General features: G+C 74.4%; 13 protein-coding genes. 7 read left to right on the forward strand and 6 right to left on the reverse strand.

The features are described 5' to 3' along the window. Nucleotides 1–149: 149 nt before the first annotated feature. Nucleotides 150–3,410, reverse strand: a complete 3,261-nt coding sequence (locus tag ACF08D_RS24915; RefSeq protein ID WP_392225336.1) for a S41 family peptidase — start codon at nt 3,408–3,410, stop codon at nt 150–152. A gap of 160 nt (nt 3,411–3,570) precedes the next feature. On the opposite strand from ACF08D_RS24915, the gene ACF08D_RS24920 reads away from it, so the two are divergent. Together ACF08D_RS24920 and ACF08D_RS24925 are read left to right on the forward strand one after the other, a co-directional pair. Further along, entirely contained in the window at nt 3,571–4,143 is a 573-nt protein-coding gene (locus ACF08D_RS24920) for a TetR/AcrR family transcriptional regulator (protein ID WP_392225338.1), read from the forward strand. 98 nt (nt 4,144–4,241) lie between these two features. Then, nucleotides 4,242–6,410: an MMPL family transporter gene (locus ACF08D_RS24925; RefSeq protein ID WP_392225340.1), complete on the forward strand. Its 2,169-nt coding sequence runs from the start codon at nt 4,242–4,244 to the stop codon at nt 6,408–6,410. 42 nt (nt 6,411–6,452) lie between these two features. Here ACF08D_RS24925 and ACF08D_RS24930 read toward each other — a convergent pair whose 3' ends face one another. Next, complete coding sequence (locus tag ACF08D_RS24930; protein ID WP_392225342.1) at nt 6,453–6,809, reverse strand: SsgA family sporulation/cell division regulator; 357 nt, start codon at nt 6,807–6,809, stop codon at nt 6,453–6,455. 161 nt (nt 6,810–6,970) lie between these two features. On the opposite strand from ACF08D_RS24930, the gene ACF08D_RS24935 reads away from it, so the two are divergent. The 5 genes from ACF08D_RS24935 to ACF08D_RS24955 all read left to right on the forward strand — a co-directional run bounded on the left by ACF08D_RS24935 (nt 6,971) and on the right by ACF08D_RS24955 (nt 11,786). Further along, on the forward strand, nt 6,971–8,008 hold the full coding sequence (locus ACF08D_RS24935; RefSeq protein WP_392225343.1) for an energy-coupling factor ABC transporter permease: 1,038 nt from the start codon (nt 6,971–6,973) through the stop codon (nt 8,006–8,008). 1 nt (nt 8,009) lies between these two features. After that, entirely contained in the window at nt 8,010–8,771 is a 762-nt protein-coding gene (gene cbiQ, locus ACF08D_RS24940) for a cobalt ECF transporter T component CbiQ (RefSeq protein WP_392225344.1), read from the forward strand. Next, the gene (locus ACF08D_RS24945; RefSeq protein ID WP_392225345.1) at nt 8,759–9,541 is read left to right on the forward strand and encodes an energy-coupling factor ABC transporter ATP-binding protein; all 783 of its coding nucleotides are present in this window, start codon (nt 8,759–8,761) and stop codon (nt 9,539–9,541) included. Before cbiQ ends, ACF08D_RS24945 begins: the two co-directional genes overlap by 13 nt. 46 nt (nt 9,542–9,587) lie before the next feature. Further along, nucleotides 9,588–10,754: a serine hydrolase domain-containing protein gene (locus tag ACF08D_RS24950; protein WP_392225346.1), complete on the forward strand. Its 1,167-nt coding sequence runs from the start codon at nt 9,588–9,590 to the stop codon at nt 10,752–10,754. A 207-nt stretch (nt 10,755–10,961) separates the two neighbouring features. After that, nucleotides 10,962–11,786 (forward strand): response regulator transcription factor, encoded by an 825-nt coding sequence (locus tag ACF08D_RS24955; RefSeq protein WP_392225347.1) that lies wholly within the window; start codon nt 10,962–10,964, stop codon nt 11,784–11,786. 189 nt (nt 11,787–11,975) lie between these two features. Here ACF08D_RS24955 and ACF08D_RS24960 read toward each other — a convergent pair whose 3' ends face one another. The 4 genes from ACF08D_RS24960 to ACF08D_RS24975 form a co-directional block, all read right to left on the reverse strand. Further along, nucleotides 11,976–12,419: a DUF6003 family protein gene (locus tag ACF08D_RS24960; protein ID WP_392225348.1), complete on the reverse strand. Its 444-nt coding sequence runs from the start codon at nt 12,417–12,419 to the stop codon at nt 11,976–11,978. 151 nt (nt 12,420–12,570) lie between these two features. Beyond that, nucleotides 12,571–14,217, reverse strand: a complete 1,647-nt coding sequence (locus ACF08D_RS24965) for a penicillin-binding transpeptidase domain-containing protein (RefSeq protein WP_392225350.1) — start codon at nt 14,215–14,217, stop codon at nt 12,571–12,573. Nucleotides 14,218–14,390: 173 nt separating this feature from the next. Further along, nucleotides 14,391–15,065 (reverse strand): hypothetical protein, encoded by a 675-nt coding sequence (locus ACF08D_RS24970; protein WP_392225352.1) that lies wholly within the window; start codon nt 15,063–15,065, stop codon nt 14,391–14,393. Between the two features lie 37 nt (nt 15,066–15,102). Continuing rightward, the gene (locus ACF08D_RS24975; protein ID WP_392225354.1) at nt 15,103–15,651 is read right to left on the reverse strand and encodes a hypothetical protein; all 549 of its coding nucleotides are present in this window, start codon (nt 15,649–15,651) and stop codon (nt 15,103–15,105) included. Between the last annotated feature and the right edge of the window lie 190 nt (nt 15,652–15,841).

Consider the following 15,841-nt stretch of genomic DNA (forward strand, 5'->3'; position numbering starts at 1 on the left):
GGGCCTCCGCGCGTTCTCCCTTTCGACACCCGCGGCCCCCCTTCGGCTCACTCGCCTCTCACGCACCGGGAGGAGCCGCCAGGGAGGCCCCTGGGGTGTCCGTGCTCGGGAAGTCAGCCGACCACAGGGAACGCTGGAACGGGACGTCGTCACGCCTGCCGCGGGGGGAGCGGGGGGCGGGCCAGCGAGGGGACTTGGGAGTAGTCCGGGGGGCGGGACGCCGGGTGGCGGGCCAGCAGGTCCAGCGCGACCTCCACCGCGTCCGAGAGCTGGCGGTGGCGGCCCTCCGCCCAGTCCAGCGGGGTGCGCAGGATCTCGATGTCGGGGGCCACGCCGTGGTTCTCGACGGACCAGCCGTACTCGTCGAACCAGGCGGCGTTCATGGGCACCGTGATCACCGTGCCGTCGCCGAGGCGGTGGCGGCCCGTCATGCCGACCACGCCGCCCCAGGTGCGCCGGCCGATGACCGGGCCGAGGCCCAGCAGCTTGAACGCGGCGGTGATCATGTCGCCGTCCGACGCGGTGGCCTCGTCGGCGAGGGCGACGACCGGGCCGCGCGGGGCGTTCGAGGCGTACGAGACGGGCTGCGCGCCCCGGGTGAGGTCCCAGCCCAGGATGCGGCGGGTCAGCTTCTCGACGACCAGCTCGCTGATGTGCCCGCCCGCGTTGCCCCGGACGTCCACGATGAGGGCCGGCCGCGAGACCTCCAGCCGCAGGTCACGGTTGAACTGGGCCCAGCCCGAGCCGCCCATGTCCGGGATGTGCAGGTAGCCGCAGGTGCCGCCGCTCAGCTCGCGGACCACCTCCCGGCGCTTGGCCACCCAGTCCTGGTAGCGCAGCGGCCGTTCGTCGACGAGCGGGACGACCGCGACGCGCCGGGGGCGGCCCTCGCCCTCGCCGGGGCGGAACGTCAGCTCGACCGTCGTACCGCCCGCACCCGCCAGCAGGGGGTAGGGCCCCGCCACCGGGTCCACGGGCCGGCCGTCGACATGGGTGAGCACCGCGCCCTCGCGGATGCCCGTACCGGCCAGGGGCGAGCGCGCCTTGGAGTCGGACGACTCGCCGGGCAGGATCCGCCGCACCGTCCAGCGGCCGTCGCGGCACACGAAGTTGGCGCCCAGCAGGCCCTGGGCGCGCTGGTAGTGCGGCGGGCCCTCGTTGCGGCGCGCGGGCGTGACGTACGCGTGCGAGGTGCCCAGCTCGCCGAGCACCTCCCGCATCAGGTCGGCGAACTCGTCGGGCGAGGCGACCCGTTCGACCAGTGGGCGGTACTGGTCGAGGACGCCGTCCCAGTCGATGCCGCTCATGCCCGGGTCCCAGAAGTACGCGCGGATGATGCGGCCCGCCTCGTCGTACGCCTGGCGCCACTCCGCGCCCGGGTCCACGTCGTGCAGGATGCGGCGGGTGTCGACGTACACGGTGGTGTCGCTGTCGCCGCTCTCCGTGGCCGGGACCGCCCGCAGGTCGCCCTCGTCGAAGACGACCAGCCGGGTGCCGTCGCCGCTGACGGCGAACCAGTCGAGGTGGTCGACCAGTTCGGAACGGCGGGCCTTGGCGAGGTTGAAGTGTTCCAGGGTGGGCCGCCCGGAGGTGTCGGCCGGGTTGACGAACGTCTCGCCCAGCGCGCCCGAGATCGGCCAGCGCAGCCACACCAGGCCGCCGCCGGCCACCGGGTGGAGGGACGAGTACTTGGAGGCCGCGACCGGGAAGGGCGTCACCCGGTTCTCCAGGCCCTCGAACTCCACGACCACCGTGCCGTCGCCCTCGGCGGCCTCCTCCGCGAGGTCCAGCCCGCCCGCCGCGGGCCGCCCCTCGGGGGACAGCGCGAACGGGGAGGGCGTGGTGGAGGCGAGCGGGACCAGGTGGGGGCGGCAGCCGAGCGGGAAGGACAGGTCGCCGGTGTGGACGTCGTACACCGGGTCGAAGCCCCGCCAGGAGAGGAAGGCGAGGTAGCGGCCGTCGCGGGTGAAGACCGGGCTCTCGTCCTCGAAGCGGCCGTTGGTGACGTCCACGATGGTGCGGTCCGCGATGCGGGCGATCTTGATCTGGCGCAGTGAGCGGCCGATGCCCGGGTGGGACCAGGTCAGCCAGGCGCCGTCGGGGGAGAAGGCCATGTCCCGTACGGGGCCGTTGATCGAGCGGGCCAGCTCGGTGGGCGCGGTGGCCTCCGCCTCCTCCTCCGGGACGTCCAGCAGCAGCAGCCGCCCGTCGTGGGAGGCGATGGCCAGCCGCCCGCCGTCCGGGTCGGCGGCCATCTCCGTGACGTGGCCCAGGGCGCCGGCCGCGAGCCGCACCGGCGGGCGGTCGCCGCTGGCGCGGGGGAGCTGGGCCACCTCGACGGCCTCCTCGCCCTCGGCGTCGGTGACGTACGCGATCCGGCCGCTGCTGCCGAGCATCTCCGGCAGCCGCACCCGTACGCCCGGGGTGTCGGCGATGGTGCGGGCGGGGCCGTCGCGGTGGGTGAGCCAGTAGAGGCTGCCGCGTACGGAGACGGCGCTGGCCCGGCCGGTCTCGTCCACGGACACGGCGTCCACGTTGCTCGCGGCGGGCACCTGGTAGGTGCGCCGCCCGGTGCGCGGCCCGCCGAGCCGGACCGCCAGCCGGCGCGGCACCGAGTCGGGGGTCAGGGCGTCCACGATCCACAGGTCGCCCGCGCACTGGTAGACGACGCGGCGCCCGTCGGACGAGGCGTGCCGGGCGTAGAAGGCGTCGTGGTCGGTGTGGCGCCGCAGGCCGGAGCCGTCCGGGAGGCAGGAGTAGAGGTTGCCGACGCCCTCGTGGTCGGAGAGGAACGCGATCCGGCCGTCCACGAACATCGCGCAGTCCAGGTGGCCGCCGATGTCCGGCAGCAGGTGTTCCCCGTGCAGCCACAGCCGCCCGGTCGCCCCGCCCCGGTAGCGCTTCCACGAGGCGGGCTCGTGCGGCGGCTTGCCGGTCAGCAGGAGGGTGAGGTGCTGCCCGTCGACGTCCGCGACCGCGATGTCGGAGACCGGTCCCCACGGCAGGCGCCCGCCGGGGGAGCCGTCGAGCGGCACCTTGTAGGCCCAGGAGAAGTGGGCGAAGGGCTGGCCGTGCGAGGCGACGGCCAGGATCTCGCCGTCCGGTGTCCACCCGCACACGCGCGTGTCCAGCGCCCCCCAGTAGGTGAGCCGGCGCGCGGGGCCGCCGTCGACCGGGGTCAGGTGGATCTCGGGGTCGAGGCTGCGCCAGTTCGTGTACGCGATGTGCCGGCCGTCCGGCGAGAAGCGGGGGTGCCCGATCCGGGTCCGGTCGGCGGTCACCCGCCAGGCCCGGCCCGGCGGGTCGTCCCCCGCGGCCAGCGGGGCGACCCACAGGTCGTCCTCGGCCACGAAGCACACCAGGTCGTCGTGGAGATGGGGGTAGCGGAGGTACGCGCCGTCGCTGCTCACACCGTCATGCTTTCCGCGCTCGGGGGGTGCGGCAACCCGGCGCCCGGAAGCGTTCCGCGGGGCCGTGACCCACACCACGTACGAAACGGTTTCGTTTCGCTCGCAGCGGGCGTACAGTCCTGGTGTACGAAACCGTTTCGTCTCGATGGGAGCCGAGGTCATGGCACGCGGCAGGCTCACCCCGGAGCGCGAGGCCGAGCTGTACGACGCCGTGCTCGACCTGCTCCGCGAGGTCGGCTACGACGCCCTGACCATGGACGCCGTCGCCGCCCGTACGCACTCCAGCAAGGCCACCCTCTACCGCCAGTGGGGGAGCAAGCCGGAGCTGGTCGCCCACGCCCTGCGGCACGGCAAGCCGGTCGACATCTCCCAGATCGACACCGGCTCGCTGCGCGGCGACTTCCACGAGATGCTGGCCCGTTCCGACGACTGCCAGATGGAGCGGGACTCCGCGCTGATGCGGGGTCTCGCCACCGCCGTCCACGACAATCCCGACCTGTTGCAGGCGCTGCGCGAGCTTCTCGTCGAACCCGAGATGACCGGGCTCGACGAGGTGCTGGGCCGCGCCGTGCGGCGGGGCGAGATCGCCGGGGACAACCCCGCGCTGAAGCTCGTCCCGCACATGGTCATCGGCGCCTTCGTCGCCCGGCCCCTCATCGAGGACCGGCCGGTCGACCAGGAGTTCCTGACCGAGTACATCGACGCCGTGGTCCTCCCCGCCCTGGGCGTCTGACGCTCCACCGCACCACCAGCAGCACCTGACACGTACCGCTCACGCTGTCGGGCCGACTCCCCCTGTCCTTGTCCCAACCCTCACCGGGAGACGCCCCCGTGGCAACGTTCCTCTACCGACTGGGCCGGTCCGCCTTCCGGCGCCGCCACCTCGTGGCCCTGATATGGGTCGCGCTGCTGGCGCTCGCCGGCGTGGGCGCCGCCTCCGCGCCCGTCGCGACGTCCAGCTCCTTCTCCATACCCGGTACGGAGGCCCAGCGGGCCTTCGACCTGCTGGAGGACCGCTTCCCGGCCGCCGGCGCCGACGGCGCCACGGCCCGGATGGTCTTCCAGGCCCCCGACGGGCGGAAGATGACCGACCCGGCCGCGAAGGCGGCGGTCGGCAAGGCCGTCGGCGAGCTGCGGTCCGGCTCGGACCAGGTCGCCAACGTCACCGACCCGTACACCGTCCAGGCGGTCTCCCGGGACGGCACCACCGCCTATGTGCAGGTGACCTACAAGGTCAACGGCATGGAGCTGACCGACGCGACCCGCGAGGCGCTGAAGGAGACCGGCGAGGAGGCGCGGCAGAGCGGCCTCACCGTGGAGATCGGCGGCGACGCGCTCCAGACCGTCCCGGAGACCGGGGCGGGCGAGATCATCGGTGTGATCGTCGCCGGCATCGTCCTGGTCATCACCTTCGGCTCCCTGGTGGCCGCCGGGCTGCCGCTGCTCACCGCGATCATCGGCGTCGGCATCGGCGTCTCGACGATCACCGCGCTGGCGTCCGCCCTGGACCTGGGCTCCACCACCTCCACCCTGGCCATGATGATCGGCCTCGCGGTCGGCATCGACTACGCCCTGTTCATCGTCTCCCGGTACCGCGCCGAACTGGCCGAGGGCCGCGAGCGTGAGGAGGCGGCCGGCCGGGCCGTCGGCACCGCCGGCTCCGCCGTCGTCTTCGCCGGGCTCACCGTCGTCATCGCCCTGGCCGGCCTCGCGGTCGTCAACATCCCGATGCTCACCAAGATGGGCTTCGCGGCGGCCGGCACGGTCCTGATCGCCGTCCTCATCGCCCTCACCCTCATCCCGGCGCTGCTCGGCTACGCGGGCAAGCGGGTCGTCGGGCGCAAGGCCCGCAAGAACCCGCAGGCAGCGGCTGGCGACAAGCCCAACATGGGCACCCGCTGGGCCCGCTTCGTGCTGCGCCGCCCGGTCGCGGTGCTGCTCGTCGGCGTCATCGGGCTCGGTGCCGTGGCCGTCCCGGCCGCGTCGCTGGAGATGGGCCTGCCCGACGACGGCGCCCAGCCGACCTCCACCACCCAGCGCCGCGCCTACGACCTGCTGTCGGAGGGCTTCGGACCCGGCTCCAACGGCCCGCTGATGGTGGTCGTCGACGGGGACGGGGCCGCCGCGAACCGTACCGTCACCGAGATCAAGGGCCTGGACGGCGTCGCCGCAGTCACCCCGCCCTCGCCGAACAAGGCCGGGGACACCTCGATCATCACCGTCGTGCCGAAGGACCGCCCCTCGTCCGTGGAGACCGAGAACCTGGTCCACTCGATCCGCGACACCACCGGCGACGACGTCCTCGTCACCGGCGCCACCGCGATGAACATCGACTTCTCGCAGAAGATGAACGACGCGCTGCTGCCCTACCTGGCGCTGGTCGTCGGCCTCGCCTTCCTGCTGCTGATGGTCGTCTTCCGGTCGGTGCTGGTGCCGCTGAAGGCCGCGCTCGGCTTCCTGCTGTCGGTGGTCGCCGCGCTCGGCGCCGTGGTGGCGGTCTTCCAGTGGGGCTGGCTCGGCTCGGTCTTCGGGGTCGAGCAGACCGGCCCGATCATGAGCATGATGCCGATCTTCATGGTGGGCGTGGTCTTCGGCCTGGCGATGGATTACGAGGTCTTCCTCGTCACCCGGATGCGTGAGGCGTACGTCCACGGCGAGCGGCCCGGTGAGGCGATCGTGACCGGCTTCCGGCACGGCGCCCGGGTGGTCACCGCCGCCGCCGTCATCATGATCGCGGTGTTCGCCGGCTTCATCGGCTCCAGCGAGCAGATGGTGAAGATGATCGGCTTCGGCCTCGCGGTCGCCGTCTTCTTCGACGCGTTCATCGTCCGGATGGCGATCGTCCCGGCCGTGCTCGCCCTGCTCGGCCGCGCCGCCTGGTGGCTGCCGCGCGCTCTGGACCGCGCCCTGCCGAACGTGGACGTCGAGGGCGAGGGCCTGCGCAAGGAGCTGAGCGACGACGCGCCCGAGGGCGGCGAGCGGGAACTCGTCCGCGCCTGACGGCACCCCTTCCGCGCCGCCGCCGCGTCGCGCCGCCGCCCCTCAGTGGGTGACGGGCGACGTGGCGGCGGCGTACGTACGCCGCAGGAAGCGCAGCAGCGCGGAGGAGTCGAACTGCACCACCGCCACGCCCTCGGGCGCGTGGAACTCGACGATGGTCTGCACCCGGCCGCACGGCCAGACGCCGAAGTCGCCGTCCCGGCAGGGGGCGCGCAGACCGGTCTCCAGCAGGGTGCGCGGGAAGCTCCACTCGGTGCCGCCGGGGAAGGAGAGCCGGACGAGCGGCCCCGCATCGGACGGCACCAGGCGCACCGCGACGGGAACGGGGCGGGAGAGGGGGCCGTCGGTCACGATCAGGGCCTTGGTGTGGACCACGACGCCTTCCTCAGCGGGATACATGGGCCGACTCCTCACATTCGCCTCGTTTGTCTCTAATGTCCCACCATTCCGTGGTGCGCGCCCGCCCCCGCTTCTGGCATGTGGACGCTCTTGCACAGGGTTCGCAGAAGGACCCATCATCAGAGCCGTTCACATTCCGCCTGTCCGAAAGCGGTCGTCGCATGCATGTTCCCGACGGATTCATCAACGCGCCGGTCTCCGCGGGGGCGGGTCTCGTCGCCGCCGGCGTCGTCGCCGTCAGCCTCCGGGGCGCCCGGCGGGAGCTGGACGACCGGACGGCACCGCTCGCCGGGCTGGTCGCGGCGTTCGTCTTCGCCGTGCAGATGCTGAACTTCCCGGTCGCCGCCGGCACCAGCGGCCACCTGCTCGGCGGAGCGCTGGCCGCGATTCTCGTCGGGCCGTACACGGGCGTGCTGTGCATAGCGGTGGTCCTGCTGCTCCAGGGCGTCCTCTTCGCCGACGGCGGCCTCACCGCGCTGGGCGTCAACATCACCGTGATGGGCGCGGTCACCGTCCTCGTCGCGTACGGGATCTTCCGCGGCCTGGTCACGGTCCTGCCGCGCACCCGCCGCTCGGTGACCGCGGCCACCTTCGTCGCCTCGCTGGTCTCCGTCCCCGCCGCGGCGATCGCCTTCACCGGCCTGTACGCCATCGGCGGCACCACCGACGTCCCCGTCACCACGGTCCTCGCCGCCATGACCGGCGTCCACGTCCTCATCGGCATCGGCGAGGCCCTGATCACCACCGCGACCGTCGGCGCCGTCCTCGCCGTCCGCCCCGACCTGGTGTACGGCGCGCGCGGCCTGAGCGCGCCGCTGAAGCTGCGCGTCGGCGGCGAACTGGTCGACGCGGCGCCCGCCGAGCCCGCGCCGGCCCCCGCCCGCCCCACCCGGAAGGTCTGGCTCGCCGGCCTGGCCGCCGCCCTCGTCCTGGCCGGCGGCGTCTCCTACTACGCCTCCGCCAGCCCCGACGGCCTGGAGAGGGTCGCCGCCGACCAGGGCATCGACAAGAAGGTGGAGGAGCACGCCGCCGCCGACTCGCCGCTCGCCGACTACGGCGTCAGCGGCCTCGACGACGCCCGCCTGTCCGGCGGCCTCGCCGGCGTCATCGGGGTGGCCGCGACCGTCGTGGTCGGCACCGGCGTCTTCTGGACGGTGCGCCGCCGGCGCGCCGCGTCACGCCCGGACCACGACGCCTGACATGGGTGCCGGGCACGTCCACAAGCTCTACCGGCACGGGGACTCGCCCGTGCACCGGCTCCCGCCGCACTGCAAGCTCGCCGCCGTCCTCGCCTTCGTGGTGGTCGTCGTCTGCACCCCGCGCGAGGCGATGTGGGCCTTCGCCGCGTACGCCGCGCTGCTCGGCGCCGTCGAGGCGGCGGCCCGCGTCCCGCCCGGGTTCGTGCTGCGCCGCCTGGTGATCGAGGTGCCGTTCGTGGCGTTCGCCCTGCTGATGCCGTTCGTGGTGCCCGGCGAGCAGACCCGGGTGCTCGGCCTCTCCGTCTCGGTGCCCGGCCTCTGGGACGCCTGGAACGTGCTGGCCAAGGGCACCCTCGGCGTCGCCGCGTCCGTCCTGCTCGCCGCCACCACCGAGCTGCGGGCCCTGCTGCTCGGCCTCCAGCGGCTGCGGCTGCCGCCCCTGCTCGTCCAGATCGCCACCTTCATGATCCGGTACGGCGACGTGATCACCGACGAGATGCGGCGCATGTCCGTCGCCCGCCGCTCACGCGGCTTCGAGGCGAGCGGCCTCCGGCACTGGAAGGTCCTCGCCCAGTCGGCGGGCGCGCTGTTCATCCGCTCGTACGAGCGCGGCGAACGCGTCCACCTGGCGATGGTCAGCCGCGGGTACACCGGCACCATGCCGGTCCTCGACGAGGTCACCGCCTCCCGCGCCCAGTGGTCGGCCGCCGCCGCCCTGCCGTCCGCGGCCCTGCTCGTCTGTCTGCTGGGATGGACGCTATGACTCCCGCTTCCCCGCCCTCGCTCGACGTCCGCGGCCTCGCCTACGCCTACCCCGACGGGCACCAGGCGCTGTTCGGCGTCGACCTGACCGTCGGGCGCGGTGAGCGCGTCGCGCTGCTCGGCCCCAACGGCGCCGGCAAGACCACCCTCGTCCTGCACCTCAACGGCATCCTCACCGCCGGGGCGGGCTCCGTCACCGTCGCCGGGCTGCCCGTGGCCAAGGCCCACCTCGCGGAGATCCGCCGCCGGGTCGGCATCGTCTTCCAGGACCCGGACGACCAGCTCTTCATGCCGACCGTCCGCGAGGACGTCGCCTTCGGCCCCGCGGCGGCCGGACTGCGCGGCCCCGAACTGGAGGCCGTCGTCCGCACGGCGCTCGACCGCGTGGGCATGGCGGAGTACGCCGACCGGCCCCCGCACCACCTCTCCTTCGGCCAGCGGCGGCGCGTCGCGGTGGCGACCGTCCTCGCCATGGAGCCCGAGATCCTCGTCCTCGACGAGCCGTCGTCCAACCTCGACCCGGCCTCGCGCCGCGAACTCGCCGACATCCTCCGGGCGCTGGACGTCACCGTCCTGATGGTCACCCACGACCTGCCGTACGCCCTCGAACTGTGCCCCCGCGCGGTGGTGCTGAGCGAGGGCGTCATCGCCGCCGACGGCCCGACCGGGGACCTCCTGGCCGACGCGGAACTGATGCGCCGCCACCGGCTGGAGCTGCCGTTCGGCTTCGACCCCACCGCACGGCCGACCCGGAAGCCGGCGCCCCGCTGACACGTTGCACCATGGGGTGAACGATCGGGTGAGGAGCGTGGGAAGCGTGGACGTCCAGGACATCCAGGGGACGGTGCAGGCGGGTTTCGAGCCGGTCAGGGACGCGTTCCTGCGCAACTTCCAGCAGCGCGGCGAGCGCGGCGCGGCCGTCGCCGTCTACCGGGACGGGCGCAAGGTCGCCGACCTGTGGGCGGGCACCCGCGACGTGGACGGCACCGCCCCCTGGGCCGTGGACACCGCGCAGATCGTCCGCTCGGCCACCAAGGGCGTCGCCGCCGCCGTACCGCTGCTGCTCCACCAGCGCGGGCAGCTCGACCTGGACGCGCCCGTCGGCACGTACTGGCCCGAGTTCAAGGCGGCCGGCAAGGAGCGGGCGCTGGTCCGCCACCTGCTGTCCCACCAGGCGGGCGTCCCCGCCGTCGACCGGCCGCTGACCCCGGCCGAGGCGGCCGACCCGGAGACCGCGGCCGCCGCCGTCGCCGCCCAGGCGCCGGTGTGGGAGCCGGGCACCGACCACGGCTACCACGCGCACACCTACGGCTGGCTGCTGAGCGCGCTCGTCCAGCGGGTCACCGGGCGCAGCATCGGCCGCTGGGTCGCCGAGGAGATCGCCCGCCCGCTCGGCCTCGACCTGTGGATCGGCCTCCCCGCCGACGAGGCCCACCGGGTCGGCCGCATCGGCCCCGTGGCGGAACCGGCGGGCGGCGGGGCGCTGAAGCTGCGCGCCAAGCGGTCCGTCGCCGACGCCTACGCCGACCCGGCCTCGCTCACCCGCCGCGCGTTCGGCGCGATCGCGCCCGCCCCCGACGAGAACGACCCGGCCCACCGCGCCGCCGAACTGCCCGCGTCGGCGGGCATCTCCACCGCCCGCGCGCTGGCCCGCTTCTACGCCGCGACCCTCGGCCCGGTGGACGGCCACCGCCTCTTCGCCCCCGCCACCCTCGCCGTCGCCCGCACCGAGGAGTCCGCCGGGCCCGACCGGGTCCTGGTGGTCTCCACCCGGTTCGGCCTCGGTTACATGCTGCACGGCCCGGCCTCGCCGCTGCTGTCGCCCGGCTCGTTCGGTCACCCCGGACGCGGTGGCTCCCTGGGCTTCGCCGACCCGGCCTCGGGCGTCGCGCTCGGCTATGTCACCAACGGCATGCGCAAGGGCGTCACGGCGGACCCGCGCGCCCAGGCGCTGATACGGGCGGTCCGGGAGTGCGTCGGCTGAGCCCCCGGCCGGGCGGGTGGCGCGGACGTGCGCGCGCCCCGTACGGGCCGGCTCTGGCCGTACGGGGCACGCTGTGGGGGAGGCCCGGCGGACGGTCCCCCGATCCGTCCGTGAGGAGGACCCGGTACGCCTACGATGGCAGCCGGCCGGGGCGAGGGCCATGGGGAGAAGTGCGTATGGACCAGGAGCCGAGTGAGGGGCGCGGCGGTGCCGTACCCGGATGAGGACGACTACCGGAGGATGCTGGACCTCGCCGTCGCCGTGCTGGAGAGCCGGCACCCCGACGAGGTGTGGCGGTCGGTCGCCCAAGAGCTGCTGCGCGCGCTCGGCGGCGCGGTCCTGCTCGTCAAGGACGGCGAGTGGACCCCGTCCGGCGGCACGGTCGGGGCCTGGCTGCGGGACGCGCCCGGCCCGGTCGAACCGGACGGCGACACCGCCCGGCTGATCCGGTCCGGCTACCCCTTCGCCGGCCACTACGGCCCCGGCGGCGACCGGTTCCCGCGCACGGCGGCACGGCTCGCCGGGGAGCGGGCGTGGCGGCACAGCGAGACGGCCGGCGCCCTGCGGCGGTCCTTCGGCACCCGGCACGCGCTGGGGCTGCCGTTCCCCGACGGGGAGGACGCCCCCGGGGACGGGACGCCCGCCGGCGCGGTCCGGGGCCTGATGGTCTTCCGCCCCGGCGCCGACTTCGGCACCCGGGAGCTGCGGTACGCGGCGCGGGTGCAGCCCCTGCTGGCCGCCGCCGCGGCCCACCACCGGCTGCTGGCGGAGCGGTGGCACGGCGGGCCCCGGCCCCAGGAGCCGGACGGGGCGGGCGGGCTGACGCCCCGTGAGACCGCGGTGCTGCTCACCCTCGCCGAGGGGCTGCCCGCCACGGCCATGGCCCGCCGGCTGGGGGTCTCGGTGCGGACGGTGCACAAGCACCTGCAGAACCTGTACCGCAAGCTCGGCACCGCCGACCGGCTCGGCACGGTCCTGCGCGCCCAGGAGCTGGGCCTGCTGCCCCCGGCACCGCGCCGCCGGACGGGCTGACGGGTCGGCGCGGGGGTGCCGGGCCCGGCCGGCGCGGGGGCGGTGCGGGGCGCGGGCGGTGCGGGGGCGGGGCGGGGCGCGGCGTGCCGGCGCGGGGCCCGGTCGGCGCGGGGGCGGGGCGGCTGGGGCCGGGGCCGGACGTGCGGGGCCGGGGCCGGCCGGGGTGGGCCCCGGTCGGCGCCGGGGTGGTCAGCCCGCGGTCGGGGCGCCCTCGTCGGTGAGGGCCGCGACCGTCGCCGGGTCCACCCCGGTCAGCTCCACGATCCGGTGCGCGGGGACCCCGGCGGCACGCGCCTTGTGGAGCAGCTCGTCCCGCCCCTCGGCGCTGTCGCGGTAGTTCAGCAGCTCCGCCTCGATCCGGGCCACCGCGCCCGGGGCGCCCGCGAGGCGGACGCGTTCCAGCTCCTCCGCGCTCAGCGGGACGGGCAGCCGCTCGGCGCCCTCCGGGATGAACCCGGTCTCCTCCGGGGGCAGGACCCGGACCTCCGGCGAGGACGCCGAGACGCCCTGGGCGTCCAGCCAGGCCCGTACGGCGGACGTCTCCAGGCACTCCAGGCCGCCCACGACGGGCAGCGGGACCCCGAGGGGCGTGGCCGGGTCGTCCGTGAGGAAGAAGTAGGCGTCATCCGTCATGTCGTTCACTCTCCGCCGGTCAGGGGGTGGCACCGGTGTCCTTACCCAGGCTCGCCGGATTCAGCGCTCGTCCCGGGTGCGGCATCAGCCCGATGCCGACCACCTTCACCCCCGCCGCGGCGAGCCCCGGGGCGCCGGGTCCCCGGGCCCGTCAGCCGGCCTTGAGCACCGACGCCACCAGCGGGCCCGCCGCGTCGCCGCCGTGGCCACCGGACTGGACGACCGCCGCGGCCGCCAGGTCGTCGGAGAAGCCGGCGAACCAGCTGTTGGAGTCGTTCTGCCCGCCGACCTCGGCCGACCCGGTCTTGGCGCCCTTGTCGCCGCCCACCCCGGCCATGGCCGCCGCGCCCGAGCCGCTGGTCGCGGTGGCGCGCATCATGTCGCGCAGCTGCCGGGCCACCGGCTCCGGCAGCGCGCGGGAGGCGGTGGCGACGGTCCGGTCGCCCAGCCCGGGCGCCACGATGACCGGCTGCTTGAACGAGCCGTGCTTGGCGGTGGCCGCGATGGACGCCACGTTGAGCACGTTCATCTGGACGGTGCCCTGCCCGATGTACTGGGCCGCCGCGACCCCGCCGCTCTCCGCCGGGACCGAGCCGTCGGAGGTGACGACGCCCGTCTGCCAGTCCAGGCCGATGCCGAACACGTCCCGGGCCTCGGCGCCCAGCGCGGCGTCGTCGCCGACGTCGTCGATCAGCTTGATGAAGGCGGTGTTGCAGGACCGCTTGAAGCTGTCCTCGAAAGTGCTGCCCGGCGGCAGCGCGAAGTGGTCCAGGTTGTGGAAGGAACGGCCCTGGTACAGCACGTCCTCGGGACACTCCGCCGGGCGGTCCGCCGCCACCAGGCCCCGCTCCAGCAGCAGCGCCGCCGTGACGATCTTCATCGTCGAGCCGGGCGCCTGCTTCCCCTCGAACGCCGCGTTGAAGGCGTCCGCACGATTGTTGGCCACCGCCCGTATCTCACCGGTCGACGGCTTCACGGCCACCACCGAGGACTCGGGGTAGCGCTTCACCGCCCGCTCCGCCGCCGCCTGCACGTCCGCGTCCAGCGTGGTCCGCAGCGCGCCCGGCACACCCTTGGCGAGGGTGAGCAGGGTCTGGTTCGGCACGCCCTCGCGGGTGGACTCGATCCAGGTCTCGACGCCCGGCCGGCCGCCCGCCTCCGCGCCGTACCGCTCGCGGAGCTGCTCCAGGACGGGCTTGAGGGAGGGGTACTTCTCCGGTGTCAGCTCCGCGCCCTTGCGGTCGACCGCCTTCACGGGCGGGTCCGGCGCCTCGCCGGTGCGCAGCGAGGCCCCGTCGGTCAGCTTCGGGTGGAGCACCGAGGGCTTCCAGTCCACCTGCGGCAGCCCGGTGGCGGCCCCGCGGACGACGGTCAGCTCCGAGGAGTACGCGAGCCGGGCGGAGCGCCCCTCGTGGGTGACGGTCGCGTCGACGGTGAACGGCACCGTCGTACCGGCCGGTGTGCCGGGGGTGATGACCGCCCGGGAGACGTGCGCCCGGTCCCGGAAGCCCGCGACGGCCGCGGTCGCGGTGGCGGGGTCGTCGGTGAGGTCGCCCGCCGCCGCCTCGTCGCCCTTCGCCCAGGCGGCCAGGAAGTCCTTGGCGGTCCGCTCGGCCTCCTCGGCGCTCACGGGCCCGCTGCCGGCGATCCGGGGCGCGGCGGCCGAGGTGGTGGTGGCCCCCGTGCCGTCGTTGCCGCCGGTGATCCCGTTCCACAGGTTGTACGCCCCGTACCCCACGCCGCTCGCCACGACGACGAACACCCCGCCGACCACGGCGGTCCTCGCTCCACTGCGCATCGTGCAGTGCCCCCTCCCCTGGAGCTCGCTTGAACGCGTTCAAGCGAGTAACGGGAGTCACCCTACGGGACAGTTGTGACACCCGGCCGGACTGTTACCCGACCGGAACACGCCCCGCCCCGGGCACCGGCACGCCGGTGCCCGGGGCGGTCCGCCGTCGGTGGCCAGGTGGATCAGCCGGCCGCGCCGAGGGCGAAGACGTCCGCGGCACTGTTCAGCCGCGGCTGCGCCGCCGCCGACCGTGCGCCCTTCGCCGCCCCGCCGGCGGAGGCCGCCGCCCGGGTGCCCTCGGTCAGCTCCTTCGCCGCCTCGGGGTCACGGGGTGTCTCCAGGACTCCGTCCTTGGCCGCGACCACGCACGCGGACGTAGCCGCACAGCTGTAGACGGGGCCGTCCGGGCCCTCGTACCAGGACGTCAGGTAGAAGACGTACTGCCCCTGGGGGAGCTTGCCGGTGACGTCCTTCAGATCGTGCGCCGGGTCGCGGGTGAACTCGACGACCGCCTCCTTCACCCCCGGCCTGCTGGCCTTGTCGACCGCGATGCGGATGTTCGACGTGCGGCTGACCGGCTTGCCCGGGTCGGCGTACTCCTTGCCCTCCTCGGCGCCCGTGACGGTGCCGAGGACGACCAGGTCGGACCGGCCGGCCAGATCGGCGACGTCCGCCGGGGGGTTGGCCTCCGAGGCGGCGGCCCCGGCGTGCGCCCCCCAGAACCCGGCGGGCGCGGCCGTGGCCTCCGGCGCCCGCCCGGCCTCCGGCGCGCCGGAGGAGCACGCGGCGGTGCTCAGCAGGACGGCCAGGGCGGCGGCGCCGGCGGCGGCCGGTCCGAGGCGCTTACGTGTCCTCATCGGTTGCCCACTCTCCTCTGCGATCCCGGTGCGCTGTTCAGTAACGGCCATTGATGTGGCCCTTGTCATGGGTGGCGTAGTAGTTGTGATCGGGGTTGCTCCGCATGCAGGAACGATTCGCCGAGGAGTAGCTGCTGTTCTTGCCGCTGGAGTGGCCCAGTCCGACGCTGTGCCCGATCTCGTGGCAGGACAGCGACTTGTAGTTGCTGTGCGGAATCCTGTGGTTGAACACGATGGTGTGCTGGTCGCACTTGCTGGAGTTGACCTTCTTCACACAGGTCGTCCACGCGTACCAGTTCTTCTGGTCGCCCGTGGGGTTCCACGTGGCGTACGCCCACACGTCGACCTGGTTGTTGTACGTCGAGTTCAGGCTCGTCGTCATGTCCGTCGGCGCCAGCGAGTTCTTCCGCGCCCAGTCCATGCCGGACCGCTGCTGGGACGACAGGTCGTCGTCGTAGAAGAAGCTGTGCGCCTTGTTGTCGGCGAACGTCGGCCCGAAGGAGTTGGCCGAGGCCGGCTGCGCGACGAGTATCAGCGCGCCGGCGGCGGCGCCCAGCGCCGAGAGCACACGTGTGCTCCGTCTCATGTGTTTCCCCGTATCCCCGTAGATGCGTGTGTCGCGGGGGGAAACAGCGATCACGCACAAGCCCGCACGCCACGGACGGCAGCCCGCGCCCTGTGCTCCCGCACACGTCGCGCACCCCGCCCCCGGCCCGTTCCCCCCGGCTGTCGATCAGCCTACACAGACCCACTGACAACGCCGGGGGAAGTCCGGA

Source organism: Streptomyces sp. NPDC015131 (assembly GCF_043079975.1).
Taxonomy (GTDB): Bacteria; Actinomycetota; Actinomycetes; order Streptomycetales; family Streptomycetaceae; genus Streptomyces.

Coding starts and splice junctions, on each gene's coding strand:
- ACF08D_RS24970 (WP_392225352.1), bottom strand. CDS start 15,065: ATGAGGACACGTAAGCGCCTCGGACCGGCCGCCGCCGGCGCCGCCGCC.
- ACF08D_RS24960 (WP_392225348.1), bottom strand. CDS start 12,419: ATGACGGATGACGCCTACTTCTTCCTCACGGACGACCCGGCCACGCCC.
- ACF08D_RS24930 (WP_392225342.1), bottom strand. CDS start 6,809: ATGTATCCCGCTGAGGAAGGCGTCGTGGTCCACACCAAGGCCCTGATC.
- ACF08D_RS24965 (WP_392225350.1), bottom strand. CDS start 14,217: ATGCGCAGTGGAGCGAGGACCGCCGTGGTCGGCGGGGTGTTCGTCGTC.
- ACF08D_RS24945 (WP_392225345.1), top strand. CDS start 8,759: ATGGACGCTATGACTCCCGCTTCCCCGCCCTCGCTCGACGTCCGCGGC.
- cbiQ (WP_392225344.1), top strand. CDS start 8,010: ATGGGTGCCGGGCACGTCCACAAGCTCTACCGGCACGGGGACTCGCCC.
- ACF08D_RS24935 (WP_392225343.1), top strand. CDS start 6,971: ATGCATGTTCCCGACGGATTCATCAACGCGCCGGTCTCCGCGGGGGCG.
- ACF08D_RS24920 (WP_392225338.1), top strand. CDS start 3,571: ATGGCACGCGGCAGGCTCACCCCGGAGCGCGAGGCCGAGCTGTACGAC.
- ACF08D_RS24975 (WP_392225354.1), bottom strand. CDS start 15,651: ATGAGACGGAGCACACGTGTGCTCTCGGCGCTGGGCGCCGCCGCCGGC.